The sequence below is a fragment of the Aurantiacibacter sp. KMU-128 genome (genome assembly GCF_056933515.1).
Map to the genome: position 1 here is coordinate 628,460 of NZ_JBXORT010000001.1, position 18,116 is coordinate 646,575.

Annotated in this window: 18 protein-coding genes; 6 read left to right on the plus strand and 12 right to left on the minus strand. The window is 63.5% G+C overall.

Annotation, left to right across the window (positions count from 1 at the left end; genetic code table 11):
- The gene (locus ACS0VV_RS03255; RefSeq protein ID WP_483531300.1) at window positions 1-663 is read left to right on the plus strand and encodes a hypothetical protein; all 663 of its coding nucleotides are present in this window, start codon (window positions 1-3) and stop codon (window positions 661-663) included.
- On the opposite strand, the gene miaB is transcribed toward ACS0VV_RS03255, so the two are convergent.
- From miaB to ACS0VV_RS03300, 9 genes are all read right to left on the minus strand, one after another.
- Window positions 653-2,011, minus strand: coding sequence for a tRNA (N6-isopentenyl adenosine(37)-C2)-methylthiotransferase MiaB (gene miaB / locus ACS0VV_RS03260; protein WP_483531301.1), 1,359 nt, complete (start codon window positions 2,009-2,011; stop codon window positions 653-655). The two genes, ACS0VV_RS03255 and miaB, sit on opposite strands and share 11 nt — an antisense overlap.
- A gap of 11 nt (window positions 2,012-2,022) precedes the next feature.
- Entirely contained in the window at window positions 2,023-2,460 is a 438-nt protein-coding gene (locus tag ACS0VV_RS03265; protein ID WP_483531302.1) for a hypothetical protein, read from the minus strand.
- Between the two features lie 28 nt (window positions 2,461-2,488).
- Window positions 2,489-3,244, minus strand: coding sequence for a lysophospholipid acyltransferase family protein (locus ACS0VV_RS03270; protein WP_483531303.1), 756 nt, complete (start codon window positions 3,242-3,244; stop codon window positions 2,489-2,491).
- Window positions 3,245-3,256: 12 nt separating this feature from the next.
- On the minus strand, window positions 3,257-3,676 hold the full coding sequence (locus tag ACS0VV_RS03275) for a Fur family transcriptional regulator (RefSeq protein WP_483531304.1): 420 nt from the start codon (window positions 3,674-3,676) through the stop codon (window positions 3,257-3,259).
- 138 nt (window positions 3,677-3,814) lie between these two features.
- The gene (locus ACS0VV_RS03280; RefSeq protein WP_483531305.1) at window positions 3,815-4,252 is read right to left on the minus strand and encodes a Ros/MucR family transcriptional regulator; all 438 of its coding nucleotides are present in this window, start codon (window positions 4,250-4,252) and stop codon (window positions 3,815-3,817) included.
- 177 nt (window positions 4,253-4,429) lie between these two features.
- Complete coding sequence (locus tag ACS0VV_RS03285; RefSeq protein ID WP_483531306.1) at window positions 4,430-4,888, minus strand: GNAT family N-acetyltransferase; 459 nt, start codon at window positions 4,886-4,888, stop codon at window positions 4,430-4,432.
- Window positions 4,885-5,505, minus strand: a complete 621-nt coding sequence (gene tsaB / locus ACS0VV_RS03290) for a tRNA (adenosine(37)-N6)-threonylcarbamoyltransferase complex dimerization subunit type 1 TsaB (protein ID WP_483531307.1) — start codon at window positions 5,503-5,505, stop codon at window positions 4,885-4,887. The genes ACS0VV_RS03285 and tsaB overlap by 4 nt, the downstream gene beginning before the upstream one ends.
- 20 nt (window positions 5,506-5,525) lie before the next feature.
- Window positions 5,526-6,119 (minus strand): malonic semialdehyde reductase, encoded by a 594-nt coding sequence (locus ACS0VV_RS03295; RefSeq protein ID WP_483531308.1) that lies wholly within the window; start codon window positions 6,117-6,119, stop codon window positions 5,526-5,528.
- 77 nt (window positions 6,120-6,196) lie between these two features.
- Complete coding sequence (locus ACS0VV_RS03300; protein WP_483531309.1) at window positions 6,197-6,778, minus strand: NifU family protein; 582 nt, start codon at window positions 6,776-6,778, stop codon at window positions 6,197-6,199.
- A gap of 115 nt (window positions 6,779-6,893) precedes the next feature.
- On the opposite strand from ACS0VV_RS03300, the gene ACS0VV_RS03305 reads away from it, so the two are divergent.
- The 5 genes from ACS0VV_RS03305 to ACS0VV_RS03325 all read left to right on the plus strand — a co-directional run bounded on the left by ACS0VV_RS03305 (window position 6,894) and on the right by ACS0VV_RS03325 (window position 14,506).
- A complete protein-coding gene (locus tag ACS0VV_RS03305; RefSeq protein ID WP_483531310.1) occupies window positions 6,894-9,827 on the plus strand; it encodes a M16 family metallopeptidase in 2,934 nt (977 codons plus the stop codon).
- 135 nt (window positions 9,828-9,962) lie between these two features.
- A complete protein-coding gene (locus ACS0VV_RS03310) occupies window positions 9,963-11,342 on the plus strand; it encodes a class II 3-deoxy-7-phosphoheptulonate synthase (protein WP_483531311.1) in 1,380 nt (459 codons plus the stop codon).
- Window positions 11,343-11,452: 110 nt separating this feature from the next.
- Entirely contained in the window at window positions 11,453-12,781 is a 1,329-nt protein-coding gene (gene egtB, locus ACS0VV_RS03315; protein WP_483531312.1) for an ergothioneine biosynthesis protein EgtB, read from the plus strand.
- Window positions 12,781-13,767 carry an L-histidine N(alpha)-methyltransferase gene (egtD, locus tag ACS0VV_RS03320; protein ID WP_483531313.1) on the plus strand — a complete coding sequence of 329 codons (987 nt, stop codon included), beginning with the start codon at window positions 12,781-12,783 and terminating at the stop codon, window positions 13,765-13,767. The genes egtB and egtD overlap by 1 nt, the downstream gene beginning before the upstream one ends.
- Before the next feature lie 52 nt (window positions 13,768-13,819).
- Window positions 13,820-14,506 (plus strand): retropepsin-like aspartic protease family protein, encoded by a 687-nt coding sequence (locus tag ACS0VV_RS03325; protein ID WP_483531314.1) that lies wholly within the window; start codon window positions 13,820-13,822, stop codon window positions 14,504-14,506.
- Window positions 14,507-14,509: 3 nt separating this feature from the next.
- Here ACS0VV_RS03325 and ACS0VV_RS03330 read toward each other — a convergent pair whose 3' ends face one another.
- Genes ACS0VV_RS03330 through ACS0VV_RS03340 form a run of 3 tightly spaced genes read right to left on the minus strand, consistent with a single transcriptional unit; the run spans window position 14,510 to window position 18,114 of the window.
- On the minus strand, window positions 14,510-15,862 hold the full coding sequence (locus ACS0VV_RS03330; protein WP_483531315.1) for a hypothetical protein: 1,353 nt from the start codon (window positions 15,860-15,862) through the stop codon (window positions 14,510-14,512).
- A 3-nt stretch (window positions 15,863-15,865) separates the two neighbouring features.
- The gene (locus ACS0VV_RS03335) at window positions 15,866-16,816 is read right to left on the minus strand and encodes a hypothetical protein (protein WP_483531316.1); all 951 of its coding nucleotides are present in this window, start codon (window positions 16,814-16,816) and stop codon (window positions 15,866-15,868) included.
- A complete protein-coding gene (locus ACS0VV_RS03340; protein WP_483531317.1) occupies window positions 16,816-18,114 on the minus strand; it encodes a hypothetical protein in 1,299 nt (432 codons plus the stop codon). Before ACS0VV_RS03340 ends, ACS0VV_RS03335 begins: the two co-directional genes overlap by 1 nt.
- Between the last annotated feature and the right edge of the window lie 2 nt (window positions 18,115-18,116).

Consider the following 18,116-nt stretch of genomic DNA (forward strand, 5'->3'; position numbering starts at 1 on the left):
GTGCGGTTGATCGCTCCGCTGGTCGTTTTGGCGTCCGCATCGTGCGCGCCCGCAACTCCGCCGGAAGAGCCGGAGAGTTCTGAGGCATCGGTGGAGGTATGGGAAGGCCCGGACTCCGACGGGACCGTGTTCGGTGCCCCGCAGGCCGAACTGGATCGGGCCGGGCGCTATGGAGAACCAGACCAACGTTTTGCACTTTCGGCGGAGCAGATTGCTGCAATTGCAGCGCTTGAAGTTGACGGGATCGATCAGCAGGTCAGCGAGAACTTACAGCGTCACTGGACTCCCGGTTTCCTTGGCGGGCAAATCGATCTCAACGATGATGGGCGAAACGAGATACTTGTTCTTTCGACGATGTTTTGCGGCTCAGGCGGATGCAGTTTTCGTGTCTATGGCCAAAACCAAAGCGGGTTCAGCAGAATCTCCGGCTCAACAATATCCCGACCGCCAATCACGGTACTGGATAGTACCACTAATGGCTGGCGCGATTTGACCATGTTCGTTTGCGGTGGCGGGCTCAATCCGTGCCACCACGTCATCATGCGGTTTGATGGCGAGAGATATCCGCTCAACCCGACTATGCAGCCCGAAATTGCAGCCGACCAATTGGGTGTCCCGATATTGACCGAGGCCAGCCCGATCCACCCGGTGACTATGCCGTAACCGTCTCCAGCAACCGGCCCTGCAACGAGCTTGGTCCGGCATAGACCAGTTCGGCGCGCACCATGTCCCCGATGGCCAGTTCGCTGTCGAAGAACACCGATTGCAGCCAGGGTGATTTGCCCAGCCATTGGCCAGGCTTGCGGCCCTTGCGCTCGATCAGCACATCGCAGGTCTTGCCGACGCTCGCTGCGTTGAAAGCGAGCTGGTCGCGGTTCAGCGCGGCTTGCAGGCGTTGCAGGCGTTCGTCCATCACTTCCGCCGGGATCTGGCCGTCCATGCTCGCGGCAGGGGTGCCGGGGCGCGGCGAGTATTTGAAGCTGAAGGCGGCGGCGTAGCGGACCGCATCCACGATCCGCAACGTGTCTTCGAACTCGGCCTCGGTCTCGCCGGGGAAGCCGACGATGAAATCGCCCGACAGTGCGATATCGGGGCGCACCGCGCGGAACCGGTCGAGCAGTTTGAGATAGCTTTCCGCCGTGTGGCTGCGGTTCATCGCCTTGAGCACACGGTCATTCCCGCTCTGCACAGGGAGGTGCAGATACGGCATCAGCTTCTCGACCTCGCCATGCGCGGCGATCAAGCCTTCGGTCATGTCGTTGGGGTGGCTGGTGGTGTAGCGGATGCGCGCCAGATCGGGGATGGCGGCGAGCGCGTGGATCAGCCCTTCAAGGCCGGTGCTGCGGCCCTTGCCGTCCTCGCCGCGCCACGCATTCACATTCTGGCCGAGCAGAGTGATTTCGCGTGCGCCGGCATCGACCAGCCGCTTCGCTTCCTCGACAAGTTCGGCAAAGGGGCGAGAGATTTCGGCGCCGCGCGTATAGGGCACCACGCAATAGGTGCAGAACTTGTCGCACCCTTCCTGCACGGTAAGGAACGCACTGGGCGAGACCCGCCGCCGCGCCGGAAGCGCGCCGAATTTGGCGTTGTTTTCGGGCATATCGGTGTCAGTCGAGCGTTCGCCCTTGACCGCCCGCTCCACCATGTCGCCGAGCCGGTGATAGGCCTGCGGGCCAACCACCATGCCTACGCCGGGAGAGCGTTTCATGATCTCCTCGCCCTCGGCCTGCGCGACGCAGCCTGCGACCGCGATCATCGGCTTCTTACCAGCCTCGCGCCCGGCCTTCTCGATCCGGCCGATGTCGGAATAGACCTTCTCGGTCGCCTTCTCGCGGATATGGCAGGTGTTGAGCACCACCAGATCGGCATCCTCGCCCTCTGCGGCGGGGGTTATGCCCTTGGCTTCAAGCAATTCGCCCATCCGCTCGCCATCATAGACGTTCATCTGGCAGCCGAAGCTTTTGACCCGGTAAGTGCGCGGGGCCCCTTGGGGAGTGTCGGTCGGTTTCATGATGCGGGCCTTTAGAGCGGTCTGAAGTCGGAGTCATCCTCCGAACCGCGCCACGAAAACGACCAGCCTGTGTGACCCTGTTCCTTGGCCTTGGCAGCCATTTTTTGGTACCACTTCACGCGCTCGTCGCGCCATGCGCGTTTCGCCTGTCGGGTTTTTACGTGCTCGCCAAGAGGAAGGTCGCTCCACTTCTTCCAACGACGTTTGCCGAGCAAGTCGTGCTCTAGTGCGTTTTCAATAAGATCGGTTTTCGTCTCATCCAGCGCTTCGCTCGCGGCCAATACAGCTTGTTGGCGCGCATTCCTGCGAACTTTGCGATGGGCCTCGGCTTTCCTTCGCGGGATTAGCTTGCGCGACGCCTTGTCATTCTCGCCATAGTCATTGCGCCGGTCCTTGGCATAGGACAGCGCCTTCTTTTCAGCGGGAGATCGTCTGCGTTTCAATGGCATGACGATTCACTTACGCGAATTGCTGCAATTAATCCATCGCCCCCGCAATCGCCCTTTGCGCCGCCGCCGTCATCGTCTTGCGGTTCGTCAGCGCCTCGCCCGAGAGCGGCTCCAGGAAATGCACATCCAGCCGCACGGGCCGCAGCCGGGCGAGGATGCGTTTGAAATTGTCGAGGCCGGGTTCTTCGCCGACCCAGCTGATATCGGGCACATCCTCGTAATCGAGATAGACCGGCTGCACCGTCGCGCCTTCGGGCAGCGGCTCCAGCGCGCCGAGGAGCGAAGACTTGAACGGCAGCAATTCGGTGCCATCCGCCGTTGTCCCCTCGGGAAACAGCGTCAGCGTGCCACCATGGTCCATCGCGGCCCGTACCGCCTCTTTCTGCGCGCCGACGCTGCTGCGATCATGTCGGGCGACAAAGACCGTCTCGTTCATGTCGCACAGCCAGCGCAGAAAGCCGATATGCGCCAAACCGTCATGCGCGACAAAGGCGCTGTTCGCAGCCTGTGCGAGCGCGGGGATGTCCATCCATGTCACATGATTGGCGAGCAGCAATGCGCCGGGCACCCTTTTGCCCCGCCGCCGCAAGTGGATTCCCGCCACCGCGCCGATACAGGTGAGGAACACGCGCGGCCACATCCGGTCAAAGCCAAGAATCCGCCAAAGATAATGCAAGGGTACGCAGACGATGAGCAGAAGCAGCATCAGGATCAGGCGGAACCCGATCAGCACATAGCCCAAGGGCGAAATCTTCGCTGTGGGGTAGGGGATCGAGGGCGCCATCGGGTGAACGCCTTAGCCCTTTTCTTCGCGGTCGAGCCGCACGGCATATAGCTCCATCCGGTGATCGACGAGGCGGTAGCCCAGCTTTTCGGCAATCTGCCGCTGGAGCGCTTCCAGCTCCGGATCGACAAACTCCACCACTCTGCCGGTTTCGACATCGATCAGATGATCGTGATGTGCTTCGGGGGCAGGCTCATACCGCGCGCGGCCATCGCCGAAATCGTGCCGGTCAAGAATGCCCGCTTCTTCGAACAGGCGCACGGTGCGGTATACGGTGGCAATCGAAATCTTCGGATCGACCGCGCTCGCCCGCTCGTGCAGTTTTTCGACGTCGGGGTGGTCGTCGCTTTCGGACAGCACCTTGGCGATCACCCGCCGTTGATCGGTGATACGCAGGCCGCGTTCGGCGCAGAGAGCTTCGAGATCGATCATTGTCCTGTATTTGCCTGCTTCTGGCGCGACTGCAAGGGCCGCTGGAAAGGAAAACGCCCCGCAGCCTTACTGGCGCAGGGCGTTTCACTCAAGCACGGCCCCGATGAACCTTCGGGACAGGCTTATCGACTGGCTCGATTATTTCGCCGCCTTCTTGCGACCGCGCTTCTGGCCGGGCTTGCGGCCAAGGCCGATCTTCTTGGCCAGTTCACGGCGCTTTTCGGCATAGGCGGGGGCGACCATCGGGTAGTCGGCGGGCAGGCCCCACCGCTCGCGATACTCGTCGGGCGTCATGCCGTAAGCGGTCATCAGGTGGCGCTTGAGCATCTTCATCTTCTTGCCGTCTTCCAGACAGACGATGTAATCGTTCTTTACCGAAGAACGGATCGGCACTGCGGGCGAGGGCTTTTCTTCAACGGTCTTGGTTGTGCCAAGACCGGCGAGCGCGCCGTAAACATTCTGGATCAGCGAGGGGAGCGTTTCCCCGTCGACATTGTTGTTCGCCACATGCGCCGTCACGATGTCGGCGGTCAGCGTGATGAGCATTTCATTGGTTTCGGTTTGTGTATTTTCCATTGTCACCTCTAGGACGTTGCGTACCCGTTATTTGCCCGTAGCTTATTCTTTGGCTGCGGTTGGCAGGCGCTTTGGCGGATTGCATAAGGCAAGACAAGGGGCTGCTGCGTATTTTCACGGAGCTTTTCGACGAACTGCTTTGGCGAAAAACAGTAAGTCACAAACCGTTTACTTTAATCAGAGAACGCGCCCGAAAGTAATCGCGTCGAGCGGGCCGCCGACTGCTCCGCGATAATATCCTTTGCGAACACCGATTTGTTCGAAGCCGCAGGCGCGATACAGGTGTTCGGCGGGATTACCTGCGCGCATTTCGAGAAACGCCTTCGCCGCGCCGCGTGCCCGAGCATCCTCCATAAAGCCCCGCATCATGGCCTTGCCGAGGCCTCGGCCACGAAATTCCGGCCGCACTGCAACGAGCAGCAATTCCACCTCGTCCGCCACATGGCGTGACATGGTGAAGCCGGTAGTTGTATCGGCGCGGATCGGCTCGCCTTCCTCCTGCCCGAACAGCAGGAAGTGCGTGTGCGGAGAGATAAGCGCATCGGCCACCTGCCGCCGCGTCCACGCTTCGCCATAGCGCGGATCGAAGGCGGTCTGCATCACCGCCATAATCGCATCGACCGGATCGTCGCTCATGGCTGCGCCACCTGCGGTTTTGCATCGGGCGCACGGCCATAGATCGGGCTGAGATTGGTGGTGAGGCGTGTTTCGTGCAGCAAATGCGCGTAATTGGCATCGGGCAGCAGATCGAGCGCGAGGCAGTCGCCACCGATTAACGCCACCAGTTCCTTGGCGCGATTACCGGCGATAACCTTGTGGCGTGCCGCTTTCGCCGCATCGGCGGGTTTCAGCGATTGCACCTCGCCTTCGGGCTGGGCCTCTGCATCGAAACTCTGCACGAAATACTCGCCATGCCCGCCATTCATGCACACGGTGACAGCGCGCGGTGTGGGCTGCCAGGTGCGCGCACGCACAAGCTCTAGTGTCGGGTAGCCGAGCACCTCCGCGCCCCAAGCAAGGCCCAGCGCGCGCGCTGCTGCAATGCCGATCCGCACGCCGGTAAAACTGCCGGGGCCGAGCGAGACGAGAATGCGGTCCGCGCGCCCCTTGTCGGGCAATTCCGCGATCATCGGCACAAGCCGCTCGGCATGGCCGCGCCCCAGCACCTCGCACCGGCCTTCGACCAGTGCGGTGCCATCAAACAGGGCCGCCGAACACGCCTCGGTCGCGCAATCTATCGCCAGTATCCGCATAGACTGAGCGCGTTAGACGGTCAGGCGAGTTTGTTAAAGGTGTCGAATTCCGGGCGCGGGCTGCGGTCGAAAATGCTCGTCCGGTCACCATAGCCGATCGAGCACAGCCAATCGGCGCGCACACGCGGCTGGTCGGCGAAGAAGGCTTTGGTGGTGGCGTCCTGGTCGAAGCCCGACATCGGCCCGCAATCGAGGCCCAAAGCGCGCGCGGCGATCATCAGATAGGCGCCTTGGAGCACGGAGTTGCGGAACGCGCTTTCTCGGCGCGCATCCTCGTCGCCTTCGAACCAGCTTTTCGCATCGGTGTGCGGGAACAGCCACGGGAGTTGCTCGTGGAAATCCAGATCATAGCCGATGATGACAGTTGCGGGAGCGCCGAGGATCTTGTCCTTGTTGCCGTCCGAAGCGCAATCGGCCAGCTGCCGCTTGGCCTCGTCCGAGCGCACCCAGACGAGCCGCGCGGGTTGCTGGTTGGCTGAGGTCGGCCCCATTTTCATCAGCTCGTAAATCTGGTGGATTTGCGCTTCGCTCACCGGCTTGTCGAGCCAGCCATTATAGCTGCGCGCCTCGCGGAAGATGAGATCGAGAGCGGCGTCGGAAAGGGTGTCGGTCATCGGGAAAAGCTCCGCTGGAAAAGGAATATGGGTCACCAACGCGCCAGCGGCGCGATGGTTCTTGTGAGCGCCAGCGGTCAGGCGGCGCGCACTTCCTTCACTTCGGGCACGTAATGCTTCAGCAGTCCCTCGATCCCGTGCTTGAGTGTCGCGGTCGAGCTGGGACAGCCCGAACACGCACCTTGCATTTGCAGGAACACCACACCGTCACGGAAGCCGCGATAGCGGATGTCGCCGCCATCGCTCGCCACCGCAGGGCGCACGCGGGTTTCGATCAGCTCGTTGATCTGCGCGACGATATCCTCGGTGCCCTCGTCATTGCCGATCTCGCCCGCTTCGTCTTCGGCCGGAACCGCAATCCCGCTGGCATCGCCGCCTGCGAAGAGGGGAGCTTCGGAGACAAAATGGTCAAGCAAAACAGCGACCACTTGCGGCTTCAGATCGCTCCACGACACGCCCGGCGCGGCGGTTACGCTGATGAAATTGTAGCCGAAGAATACGCCCGTAACCTCGCCGGTGTCGAACAGGGTCTGCGCCAGCGGGCTCGCCTCCGCCTCTTCCGGCGTGGCGAAATCGCGCGTGCCGCTGGCCATGACTTCGCGGCCCGGCAGGAATTTGAGCGTGGAGGGGTTGGGCGTGGTTTCGGTCTCGATAAACATGCGTCGTATTTAGGGGCGCGGTGGCCAAGCGGCAAGGAAGCAATATTTGCTTTGTCGGCAAGAATCATAGTTACCATTCACCAAGCCTTCATTCCTGCGCTATCAGGTGGAGACCATGCCCAAGATTCTGCGCGCTTTCCTCGCTTTCGCTCCCCTTGCTCTGCTTGCTCCGCTTCCAGCGGCGGCGCAAAACTACGATTGCTTTATCGATGCGAGAGCCGAGGACGCGCCGCGCTATATCCAGCCCGACAATCCGTGGCTGTATGAGAACGCCAGCATTCCGGTCGACGAGCAGTGGCTGTTCGGCCAGCTGCCCAATGGCCTGCGCTACGCTGTGCGGCAGAACGATGTGCCGCCGTGCCAGATGAGCTTGCGTGTGCGGATCGATGCGGGGTCTTTGCACGAAGAAGACAGCGAGCGCGGCTTTGCGCACCTGCTTGAGCATATGGTGTTCCGCGAAAGCGCCACGTTTGGCCCCGGCGAAGCGATCCCGCATTTCCAGCGGCTGGGCGCGAGTTTCGGTTTCGACACCAATGCCCGCACCAGCCCGACGGCAACCAGCTATAACCTCAACCTGCCCAACGCCAACCGCGCCACGCTGGATGACAGCGTGCGGCGCTTTGCCGGGATGGTGATTTCGCCCGTCCTCTCTCCCGCCAACCTCGCGCAGGACGTGCCCATCGTGCTGAGCGAGCGGCGCGAACAGGCAGGCGCATCGCGGCGCATTTCGGATGCGACATCGGCGGTGTTCTTTGCCGGGCAACGCTACGCCACCCGCAGCCCCATCGGCACGGTCGAGACCTTGCAGGGCGCGACGGCAGAGGCGGTGCAGGCCTTCCACACGCGCTGGTACCGCCCGGAAAACGCGCTTGTGGTGCTGGTGGGTGATGCCGATCCGCTGGTGCTGGCGAGCACGGTGGAACGGCATTTTTCCAGCTGGCAGGGAACCGGTCCGCTCACTCCCGCGCCTGATTTCGGCAGGCCGGTTGCGCCTGCCGATGCCGATCCGGTTAATCCGGTGGGCGAAGTGGCGGTGGTGGTCGAGCCCGGCCTGCCGCGCGCGATGACCTATGCCATTGTCCGCCCGTGGGAACCGGTGTTCGACAGCCCGGAATACAATCAGGGCAATATGCTCGGCACTATCGGCCTTCAGATCATCAATCTGCGGCTGGAGAATGCGGCGCGGGCGGGGGGCTCGTTCCTCTCGGCTGGCGCGGCGCGGCAAAAAATTGGCCGCTCGATTGATGCAACCTTCGTTACCGTCACGCCGCTGACCGATGACTGGGAAGCCGCACTGACCGATGTGCGCGCGGTGATCGCCGATGCGCTGGCAGAGCCGCCCTCGCAGGCGGAAATCGACCAGATTGCAGCGATGGTCGATGTCAGCTTTTCCGATATGGTCGGGCAGTCGGATATCCAGTCGGGTTCCGAACTGGCCGACTTGATCCTGCTGGCGGTTGATATCCGCGAGGCGGTGACCGCGCCGGAAAACGTCCTCGAAATGTACCGCGCGCTCCGCCCGCAGCTCAATCCGGCGGATGTGCTGGCGGCAACGCAAGAGTTGTTCGACGGCGAAGTCATCCGCGCCGTCGCGCTCGCGCCCGGGCCGCGCGATGTGAGCGAGGCCGATCTGCGCCGCGCACTGCAAGCGCCCGTGCTGGCCAATGCCGGTGCGCGCGATGATGGCGAGGCGATCAACTTTGCCGATCTGCCGCTCATTGGCACGCCCGCAGAGCCGGTGAGCGTGCGGCCGCTGGGCGTGCTCGGCGTGCAGGGCATCCAGTTTGCCAATGGCGTGCGCGCGCTGATTATGGACCGCGATAACGAGCCGGGGCGTGTGACCGTCCATGTGCGTTTCGGCGGCGGCTGGCAGGCGTTTGAGGAAGACGAGGCGATCTATGCCGAGCTGGCTCCCGCTGCGCTGATCAATAGCGGGATCGGCCCGCTCGACCAGAACGATCTTGACCGGCTGGCTGCCGATCTGAAAGTCGGGTTCGAGTTCTCGATCGAGGAGGGCACCTTCACCTTCCAGGGCCTGACGCGGCAGGAAGACCTTGAGGAACAGCTCTATCTCTTCGCCGCCAAGCTGGCGATGCCGAGTTGGGACCCTGCGCCTGTTGAGCGTGCAAGGGCATCGGCGCGGCTGGCCTATGACAGCTACAATCAAGATCCGAACGGCGTGCTCAACCGCGATCTCGACTGGCTGCTGCGCGGCGAAGACCCGCGCTACGCCACGCCCACACCCGCCGAGCTGGAGCGGGCGACGCCTGAAGGCTTCCGCGCCGTATGGGAGCGGTTATTGGCGCAAGGACAGATCGAAGTGCTGGTGTTCGGCGATATCGATCCCGACGCGACGATAGCGGCGCTGGGCCGCACATTCGGCGCGATGGAGCGGCGCGCGCCGGTTCCCGCCGAGATTGCCGCGCGCGGTGTCGGCTTTCCGCAACGTGGCGGCGCACCGCGCACTTTGACGCATACCGGCGATAGCGATCAGGCCGCCGCGCTGGTGGCGTGGCCCACCGGCGGCGGATCGGAAGGCATCGTACAGGCGCGCAAGCTCGACCTGCTGGCCCAGATCATCAACAACCGTCTGATCGACAATCTGCGCGAGCGGGCGGGCGCGTCCTATTCGCCGTTTGCCACGTCGAACTGGCCGCTCGATATCGATAATGGCGGGGTGATCCTCGCGCTGGTGCAGATCGAACCCGCTTTGGCACCCGTTTTCTTCGCCGAAGCACAGGCCATCGCCGCCGATCTAGCCGCAAACGGCCCGACGCAGGACGAGCTGGAGCGCGCAGTCGAGCCTGCCCGCCAGTTCCTCTCCCGCGCGCAAACGGGGCACACCTTCTGGCTGGGCGAGCTTGCGGGAGCCGCCTTCGATCCCAACCGCCTTGCCTATTTGCCGAGCATCTATTCCGACTATGACGAAGCGACGGTGGAAGAAATGCAGGCGCTGGCGCAGCGTTATCTGGCGCAGCCGGGCTGGCAGTTGCAGGTGCTGCCCGAAACCGGCGGCGGGGCCACAGCTGCGACCAATGTCGGGCGTTAGGCATCGTGTAATTTCGCAAGTAACCTTTGCTTGCGCGCAAAGGCGGGCGTAAGTGCGGGGCTTCTCCGGCACTTGTGACACCTTATTTCCGCCGGGGATGCTTGCTGACTAACGGAAATTATACGGAAAAACGACGTGGCACAGAATTGGACACCCGATAGCTGGAGACAGGAACGCTTCATTGCAAAGCACCTGCCCGCTTATGAGGACGAAGCGGCGCTCGCTGATGCGACGCGGACGCTGGCCGGGTTCCCGCCGCTGGTTTTTGCCGGTGAAGCGCGGATGCTCAAGGCCGAGCTGGGCAAGGTCGCACAGGGCGAGGCGTTCCTGCTGCAAGGCGGCGATTGTGCCGAGAGCTTTGCCGAATTCAGCCCGAACAATATCCGCGATACCTTCCGCGTGATCCTGCAAATGGCCGCCGTGCTGACCTTCGCCAGCAAGATGCCGGTCATCAAGCTGGGGCGGATGGCTGGCCAGTTCGCCAAGCCGCGCAGTTCCGATACGGAGACGCAGGGCGATGTGACGCTGCCGAGCTATTTCGGCGACAATGTGAACGGCATCGAATTCACCCCCGAATCGCGCCGCAACGATCCCGAACGGATGCTGCGCGCCTATTCGCAGGCGGCCTCCACGCTCAACCTGCTGCGCGCCTTTGCCGGGGGTGGCTATGCCAATCTGCGGCAGGTGCAACGCTGGACGCTCGATTTCATGGGCCGCAGCCCGTGGGCAGAGAAGTATCAGGACATCGCCAACCGCATCGGCGAAGCGCTCGATTTCATGGAAGCGTGCGGTGTCGATATCGAAGGCGATCCGCATCTGAAGGCGACCAGCTTCTACACCAGTCACGAGGCGCTGCTGCTGCCCTATGAAGAGGCGATGACGCGGCAGGATTCGCTGACCGGCGAATGGTATGACTGCTCCGCGCATTTCGTGTGGATCGGTGACAGAACGCGTTTCTTCGACAGCGCCCATGTCGAATTCTTGCGCGGTGTGAACAACCCGCTGGGCATGAAATGCGGGCCGAGCCTTGCGCCTGATGCTCTTTTGGAGATGCTCGACATCCTCAACCCCGCGCGCGAGCCGGGGCGCATCACGCTTATCAGCCGTTTCGGGCACGACAAGGTCGAAGCAGGCCTCGCGCCGCTGGTGCGCGCCGTGCAGCGCGAAGGCCATCCGGTGGTGTGGAGCTGCGATCCGATGCACGGCAATGTCATTAAGGCGGATAGCGGCTACAAGACGCGCCCGTTCGAGCGCATCCTTGCCGAAGTGCGCGGCTTCTTCGACGTGCACCGCGCCGAGGGCAGCCATGCGGGCGGCATCCATCTGGAAATGACCGGGCAGGACGTGACCGAATGCACCGGCGGCGCGGTGGCGATCACCGATGCCGGGCTCAACCACCGCTACCACACGCATTGCGACCCGCGTTTGAACGCCGCGCAATCGCTGGAGCTGGCCTTCCTGCTCGCCGAAATGCTTAACCGCGAATTGTCGGAGGGTAACCGGCAGGCGGCGTGAGCAACTGCCTGACGCTGGGGGGAAACCTTTCGCGGTCAGAGGGTTTCCATTATATGCCGTCTGGCGCATGATGTCGGGCACGTGTCCAATTGCATTGACAGGAGAAGGCGTTGCCAGAGCTTTCCCAAGCCACGACCAACGCCCCCGTTTCTGACGATTTGCGTGAGCAATACCGGCACACCCGCGCGCTCACCGAAAGTCTTCTCGCACTCCTGAGCGAGGCCGATGCAACGGTGCAATCGATGGACGACGCCTCGCCCGCCAAATGGCACGCGGCGCATACGACGTGGTTCTGGGAAACCTTCCTGCTGCGCGATCATGCCGAAGGCTACACGCTGTTCGACAGGCAATTCCCGTTCCTGTTCAACTCCTATTACGAGGCCGAGGGCGACCGCATTCTGCGCAAGAATCGCGGGCTGGTGACGCGGCCTACTCTGGCGCGTGTGCTCGACTGGCGGGCAGCGGTGGACGAGGCGATGGAGCCGTTGTTCGAACGGCCCGAATGCGGCGAGCTGATCGCGCTCGGCATTGCCCATGAGCAGCAGCATATCGAATTGCTGCTGACCGACATCAAGCACGCTTTCAGCAAGAATCCGACCGGCCCGGCGATGTTTGAACCCTCTCCCCTTGCGGGAGAGGGAGGAGCGCCGTCAGGCGCGGAGGGAGAGGGGTCGGCGCCGAATGTCGCCGCTGACGCGGCGAACGCCTCCCCCAACCCCCTCCCGCAAGGGGAGGGGGCTACCAGTTGGCTCTCGCACCCCGGCGGCGTGGCGAAGATAGGTCACCAGTCAGACGGCTTTGCTTTCGACAATGAAGGCCCGGCGCACCGCGTGTTGCTCGAACCCTTTGCGTTGTCGCGCAGGCTCGTCACCAACGGCGAATGGGACGCATTCATTGCCGATGGCGGCTATTCGGACCACCGCCTGTGGCTGTCCGATGCATGGGCGTGGGTTAACCGCTGCCACATCACCGCGCCGCTATACTGGCGCGAGGACCAGCATTTCACCCATTGCGGCTGGCAGCAGCGCGATCCGCAAGCGCCCGTTGCGCATATCTCCTTTTTCGAGGCGGATGCCTTTGCGACCTGGGCGGGAGCGCGCTTGCCGACCGAGTTCGAATGGGAAGCGGTAGCGCAGGACCACGATGCGGCTGCGGGTAACCAGCTCGACCGTGCTGCACCGCCTTCCCCGACCGGAACGGGGGAGCTGTTCGGCGATGTCTGGCAATTCACGCGCTCGGCCTATCTCCCTTATCCGCGCTTCCGGCCTGCCAAGGGTGCGGTTGGCGAATATAACGGCAAGTTCATGGCCGGGCAGTGGGTGCTCAAAGGCGCAAGCTGCGCGACCGTGCGCGGCCATTCGCGGGCCAGTTACCGCAACTTCTTTTACCCCCAGCAACGCTGGCAATTCACCGGCCTGCGGCTGGCAAGGGACCTGTAATGGCGCAGAATTCCGACATACGGCTGGTCGATCTCGACGATGACGGGGTCGACCGCGCCTTCCGCGCCGATGTCCTCGCGGGGTTTGCGCAAGCGCAAAAGGCCGTGCCGGCCCGCTGGTTCTATGACGAGCGCGGCTCCGCGCTGTTCGAAGAAATTACGCAGGTGCCGGAGTATTACCCGACCCGTGCCGAGACCGAGATCTTGCGGGAGCGCGGCGAGGAATTTGCGCGTTTGATCGGGCCGGGCAGGGCTATCGTCGAATTCGGCTCCGGTTCTTCGGTGAAAACGCCGCTCGTGCTGTCCGCGATCAATCCGGTGGCCTATGTCCCGCTGGACATTTCGGGCGAGTTCCTGCGCGCGGCGGCAGCGGACTTATCGGCCAAGTTCCCCGGCTTGCCGGTGCATCCGGTGGAGGCCGATTTCACCAAACGTGTGGAATTGCCCACAGAGGTGCATGACGCGCCCAAGCTCGGCTTTTTCCCGGGCTCCACCATCGGCAATATGGTGCCGCGCACTGCGGTCGATTTACTGCGCGAAATGCGCGCCACGCTGGGCGATGAAGCGCAGCTGCTGATCGGCATGGATCTGATCAAGCCGCGCAAGGTGCTTGAAGCCGCCTATGACGATGCGGCGGGCGTTACGGCGGCGTTCAATCTGAACCTCCTCATCCGGATTAACCGTGAACTGGATGGCGACATCCCCGTGGATGCCTTCCGCCACGAAGCGCGCTGGGTCGATACTTACGCCCGCATCGAAATGCATCTGGTGGCGCAGGAAGACGTCACATTCCGCGTTTCCGGCAACGCCTTCACCATGCAGAAGGGCGAGAGCATCCACACCGAAAATAGCCACAAATTCGGCAAGCGCAGCGCCAATATGTTGCTGCTGGCAGGCGGCTGGACGCCGCAGGCACGCTGGACCGATAGCGAGCGGCGCTTCTCGCTCATCCTCGCCAAGGCCGCCATCCCGCGCAGCGCGCCCTGACTTTTGTGGCAGGTTCATCGCCAAGCCGGAAATAGCTGTTATATAAGCCGCCATGGATTTCGCTCCCATCTTTGACCAGCTGGCGCATTCGATCCGCGCTTTGGACAAATCGCTGCTGCTGATTGCCGCGCTGGTGGCGATGTTTGCGGGGCTGGTCGGTTCGCTGGTGAACGGGCGTTTGCCGGTGCTCGGGCGGGTGCTCCGGCTGTCGAGCACGCTGTGCCTGATGGGCGTGCTGGTGCTCGTCGTGTTGCAGCTGTCGCGCATGGACCCGCGCTTTTCGCTGGCGGTGCCGGAACTGGGCTATCCCGAACAGATTGTCGAAGGGCAGGAAACCCGCATCGCGCAGCACGTGGACGGGCATTACTGGCTGGACGCCACTATAAACGGCCACCGCGCCAGCTTTCTGGTCGATACCGGCGCAACGCTAACCGCCGTGTCCGAAGAAACCGCAGCGGCGGCGGGGCTGGAGCCGCGTGAAGGCGGGCTCCCCATCCGGCTCAACACCGCGAACGGGGTGGCCGCCGCCTACACCACCAGCATTGGCGAGATGCGCTTCGGCAATGTCATCGCGCGCGATTTGGATGCGGTGATCGCGCCGGGGCTGGGGCAGACCAATGTGATCGGGATGAACCTGCTCTCGCGGCTCGCCTCGGTGCGGATCGAGGGCGGGGAGCTGATCTTGGTGCCCCACCACCCGCAACCCGCGCTTGATCTGTCGCAGGAGCCCGGCGGCTAGCGATCAGGACGCCGCGGCTGCCGGATCGGCTGCGCTTGCCGGCTCGCCAGCAGCGGGCGCTGCCGAACTGCTTTCCGAGCTTGATCCGTCAGTAGGCGGCGTTTGCGGCTGCGGCACCTCGATAGGCGTCATCGGCGCGGGCGCTTCGGGCGTTTGCAGCCGAGAATCGAGCTGGTCGCGCCGCGCGGTGCGGTCGGTCTGCCGCCGCTCGGCGCGGGCGGTGCGCGCGCTATCGATCCGCGCCGCTTCGGCTTCGGGATTGATCGCATTGACCCGTATCCGCTCGCGCGCTTCGCCGCCTGCCAGCCTGTCGAGCGGCACGTAATCGGTGCGGAAAATCAGCTCCACCCCGCTGTCGAGGTCGAGCTCGGTATTGATCTCCTCGCTATTCTGCGCGCGGTTGGTCGATACGAAACCGATTGTGTTCTGCACCTTGGCCGACGCGCCCCATGGCCCCACCGAAGCATTCGCGCCCGCTTCCACGGTGTTGCGCATATCGAACTGCGAGCCTCTGTCTTCGTTGGCCACGCTCGACGTATCGACGTGGAACCGCATAGAGGCATTGAGCCGCCCGCTCTCGATCACGATCCGCTGCAGGCCCATCTGCACCATGGTGGCGAGCATTTGCTGCTTGTTGCGGGCGAGGGCGGAGCGAGCGAGCGGCACAAGGCTTTCAGGGTCGCCGGTGGGGATGGACTGGCCTTCGGGCAGGCCCAAGGCGCTGCGCAAAGCGCCTTCGGAGGGAAAGGTGCCGCCCGAGACGAGCACAAGCTGCTGCTCGGCGGCATTTTCGGCTTCCCATTCGGCGCGCTCTTCGGGAGTCATATCCTGCGGGCGGTCAAATTCGGGATCGCTGCCGCCTTCGATGGCGAAAGAGCCGGGAAAGGTTTCCGCCAGCCACGTCCGCGCCCCGCCATTGCCGATATTGGCATCGGCAAACCCTTCGGTAGAGGCGGCGACGTTCTTGATCAGATCGACAAAGGCGGTGAGTTGCTGCTGGTTCGAATCGTTCATCGCCTTGAACACGCCGGTGATCAGCTCGCTGACGAAACGCGGGAAGGATACAGCGTTGAGCGTATCGCGCGTGGTCTGTGCCAGCCGGTCGGTCGCCGCGCCGAAGCCGGGTTGCGATTGTGCCATGGCGAGCGGCTGACGCGTTTTCTTGCGCTTGGCGGCGTGTTCTTCCTCCTCTGCCAGATCGAGCGCGGTCGAGCCGATCTTGACCAGCGAGCGGGCAATGTCCTTGCGGGTTTCGGGTTCCAGCGCGTTGAACGCCTGCGCCGATGTCAGGACTTCGCGCAGGCCCTCGCGCACGTCGCTGCGCGCGGTCTGGCCGGGAGGGGCCGCCGCCGCCACGTCTCAATATCCGATCTGCGCCCAGGGGGAGGAGCTGCCAGCGGGCGGCGTCGGGCCATCCTGCACTGCGCTCTCGCCAAGCTCCAGCACCGCTTCGATCCATTCGGTCGCCGCGCCGATCACCGGATCGCCTTGTCCGACCAGCGGGGAATTGCCCTCCAGCGTCTCGCTCGCTTCGGCGAGCCAGGCGAGGATAGTCATGCCCGATTTGCCGCGCCGGATATAGGCCGAGGGCGCGCGCGCCGGACGGCCCGACAGGCGGAAAATCGCCGCCACCACATCCCAGATATTGCGCGCGCCGAATTGTCCGCGCAGATGCGGGTGGCCGAGCATGGCGAAGGCGGATTTGAGCGTCGCGACAATCTCGCTCGCCAGAAACGCGGTGATCCCGCCACTCGCGCCGAGCACATTGGCGAGCAGTTTGCGCGCTGCCGAGCGAACGCGGGCCTGCCCCGTAAACCCGCCAAATTGTCCCCCTGCCTGCCCGTTGAGCGCGATCAGCGCCTCGCACAGCGTCAGCATCCGGTCTTCGAACAAGGCGTTTCGATCAACCCCTGCGGTGAGCGGACCGGAAGACGTGCCATAAAGCCGCGCGAAAAAGGCGTTGCGCTCGCCCTCGTCGGGGCGTTGGCGGCGCTTCTCCCAGAAATCGCCGACCAGTGGCCGCACCGGCCCAAGCGCGATGTTGAGTCTGCTGCCGGCAAGCCCCGCCAGTGCTTCGGCAGCCGGAATGACGCCAGCGGGCTCCAGCTCCGCAGCCAGATAGAGCGAGGCGAGCGCGCGCAACTGCGCCTTGTCGACTTGCAGCGCACTGTCGGGCGGCAACTCGATATGGCCGATCTCGTCGAAGGCGAAGGCCAAACCGGTCCCGGTGGCTTGTGCGACAAGATGCTCGCCCTTGCGCAGCGCGGCATCGATGGTGGCATCTTCAACGGGCGTGATCTGCATGGCCATTACGACGTCGCCTCTTCCTTCCGGTTGGGATCGAAGGGCAGCGAATTGCCCTGGATGACGGACATCATGCCCGGCGTCGCCATCTTCTCCATGGGGAGGAAATCGCTCTTGAAATTGACCCGCACATCGCCCGAAAGCCGCGCTTTGACCTCTGCCTTGGACTCGCTGTTCTCATCCACCGCAGAGCCGACCGTGGCGACGTGTTCCTGCTGCCCGGTGAAGGAGGCGCTGGCGGAATATGGCGTGTACCAGCTGCCATATTCGGCCTTCGCCGACTGGGTGTATTTCTGCGCCTCGCGGTCGTGCATACTGGCGCGCGAGGACCGCTGTGCCTTGTCCGAAGCGCGCATATCGAACACAACCTTGGCGTTGATCGAGCCATCGGTCACCACGATACGGTTGATGCCCAGCATCACCATCGACGACAGCAATTGCTGGCGGCTCTTGGCCATCTCCAGCCGCGCCGCTGTCACCAGCCGCAATTCGGCATTGGCATCGGACAGATCGGTAACGGGCGGATTGACGTTCATCTGCTTGCTGATTTCGGCAAGTCGCACCGCGGCATCCTCGCCGGTCGCTTCGAGCACCGGCTTGCTCGCTTCTTCGCTGGCCGGATCGCCATCGGCAAACCCGTCCGAAAAGCCGCCGCCGCCCGTATTGATGCCCATGACATCGGGGTATTTGTCGGCGAGATAATCGCGGCCCGAGGCTTCGGTGATGTTGTCCGCCATAAACTGGTCGACCGATTTGGAGACGTTGGCGATCAGTTCGCCATAGGCGCGCATCTGCTCGATCGAGCTTTCGACAATCGCCTGGAAGACGTTCTTGATGAGCCCGCCGACGAATTTGGGGAAGTCGACCTTCTGCACCATTTCGCCGAATTGCTCGACCCCCTGCCGCACCGCGCCCGCCTCGAAATCCTGCCCGGCAAAGCCCTGCTTGCCCGAAAGGCGGCGCTTGGTCGCCTCGGTCGCGCTTTCGCGCATGGCTTCGGCGACCGGCGCGGACTGGGCTTGCGCTTGGGGAGCGGCAGGCAGAGGCGGCGCGGCCATGGTCTGCCCCGTCTCGGACAGAATGCCGTCGGGATCGGTCATATAGCTGACGACCTTGACGGTGTTTGCCGCGATCTGCGCGCGTTCGGCATCCGATAGCGCGGAGAAGGCAGGCGCGGCGAGCAGCGCGTCGCGCACTTGCGGGCGCGTGGCGTCGATGGCCTCGGCGCTGGTTTTCGCGAGCGCCGCACTTTGCGGCTTTGCGTTGGCGGGAGGTGGGGCGGGCGGGGGAAGGGAAACGGACATCG

Excerpts from the sequence above, each read along its gene's own strand:
- miaB (WP_483531301.1), bottom strand. The coding sequence starts at position 2,011 with ATGAAACCGACCGACACTCCCCAAGGGGCCCCGCGCACTTACCGGGTC.
- ACS0VV_RS03265 (WP_483531302.1), bottom strand. The coding sequence starts at position 2,460 with ATGCCATTGAAACGCAGACGATCTCCCGCTGAAAAGAAGGCGCTGTCC.
- ACS0VV_RS03270 (WP_483531303.1), bottom strand. The coding sequence starts at position 3,244 with ATGGCGCCCTCGATCCCCTACCCCACAGCGAAGATTTCGCCCTTGGGC.
- ACS0VV_RS03275 (WP_483531304.1), bottom strand. The coding sequence starts at position 3,676 with ATGATCGATCTCGAAGCTCTCTGCGCCGAACGCGGCCTGCGTATCACC.
- ACS0VV_RS03280 (WP_483531305.1), bottom strand. The coding sequence starts at position 4,252 with ATGGAAAATACACAAACCGAAACCAATGAAATGCTCATCACGCTGACC.
- ACS0VV_RS03285 (WP_483531306.1), bottom strand. The coding sequence starts at position 4,888 with ATGAGCGACGATCCGGTCGATGCGATTATGGCGGTGATGCAGACCGCC.
- tsaB (WP_483531307.1), bottom strand. The coding sequence starts at position 5,505 with ATGCGGATACTGGCGATAGATTGCGCGACCGAGGCGTGTTCGGCGGCC.
- ACS0VV_RS03295 (WP_483531308.1), bottom strand. The coding sequence starts at position 6,119 with ATGACCGACACCCTTTCCGACGCCGCTCTCGATCTCATCTTCCGCGAG.
- ACS0VV_RS03300 (WP_483531309.1), bottom strand. The coding sequence starts at position 6,778 with ATGTTTATCGAGACCGAAACCACGCCCAACCCCTCCACGCTCAAATTC.
- ACS0VV_RS03305 (WP_483531310.1), top strand. The coding sequence starts at position 6,894 with ATGCCCAAGATTCTGCGCGCTTTCCTCGCTTTCGCTCCCCTTGCTCTG.
- egtD (WP_483531313.1), top strand. The coding sequence starts at position 12,781 with ATGGCGCAGAATTCCGACATACGGCTGGTCGATCTCGACGATGACGGG.
- ACS0VV_RS03325 (WP_483531314.1), top strand. The coding sequence starts at position 13,820 with ATGGATTTCGCTCCCATCTTTGACCAGCTGGCGCATTCGATCCGCGCT.
- ACS0VV_RS03335 (WP_483531316.1), bottom strand. The coding sequence starts at position 16,816 with ATGGCCATGCAGATCACGCCCGTTGAAGATGCCACCATCGATGCCGCG.
- ACS0VV_RS03340 (WP_483531317.1), bottom strand. The coding sequence starts at position 18,114 with ATGTCCGTTTCCCTTCCCCCGCCCGCCCCACCTCCCGCCAACGCAAAG.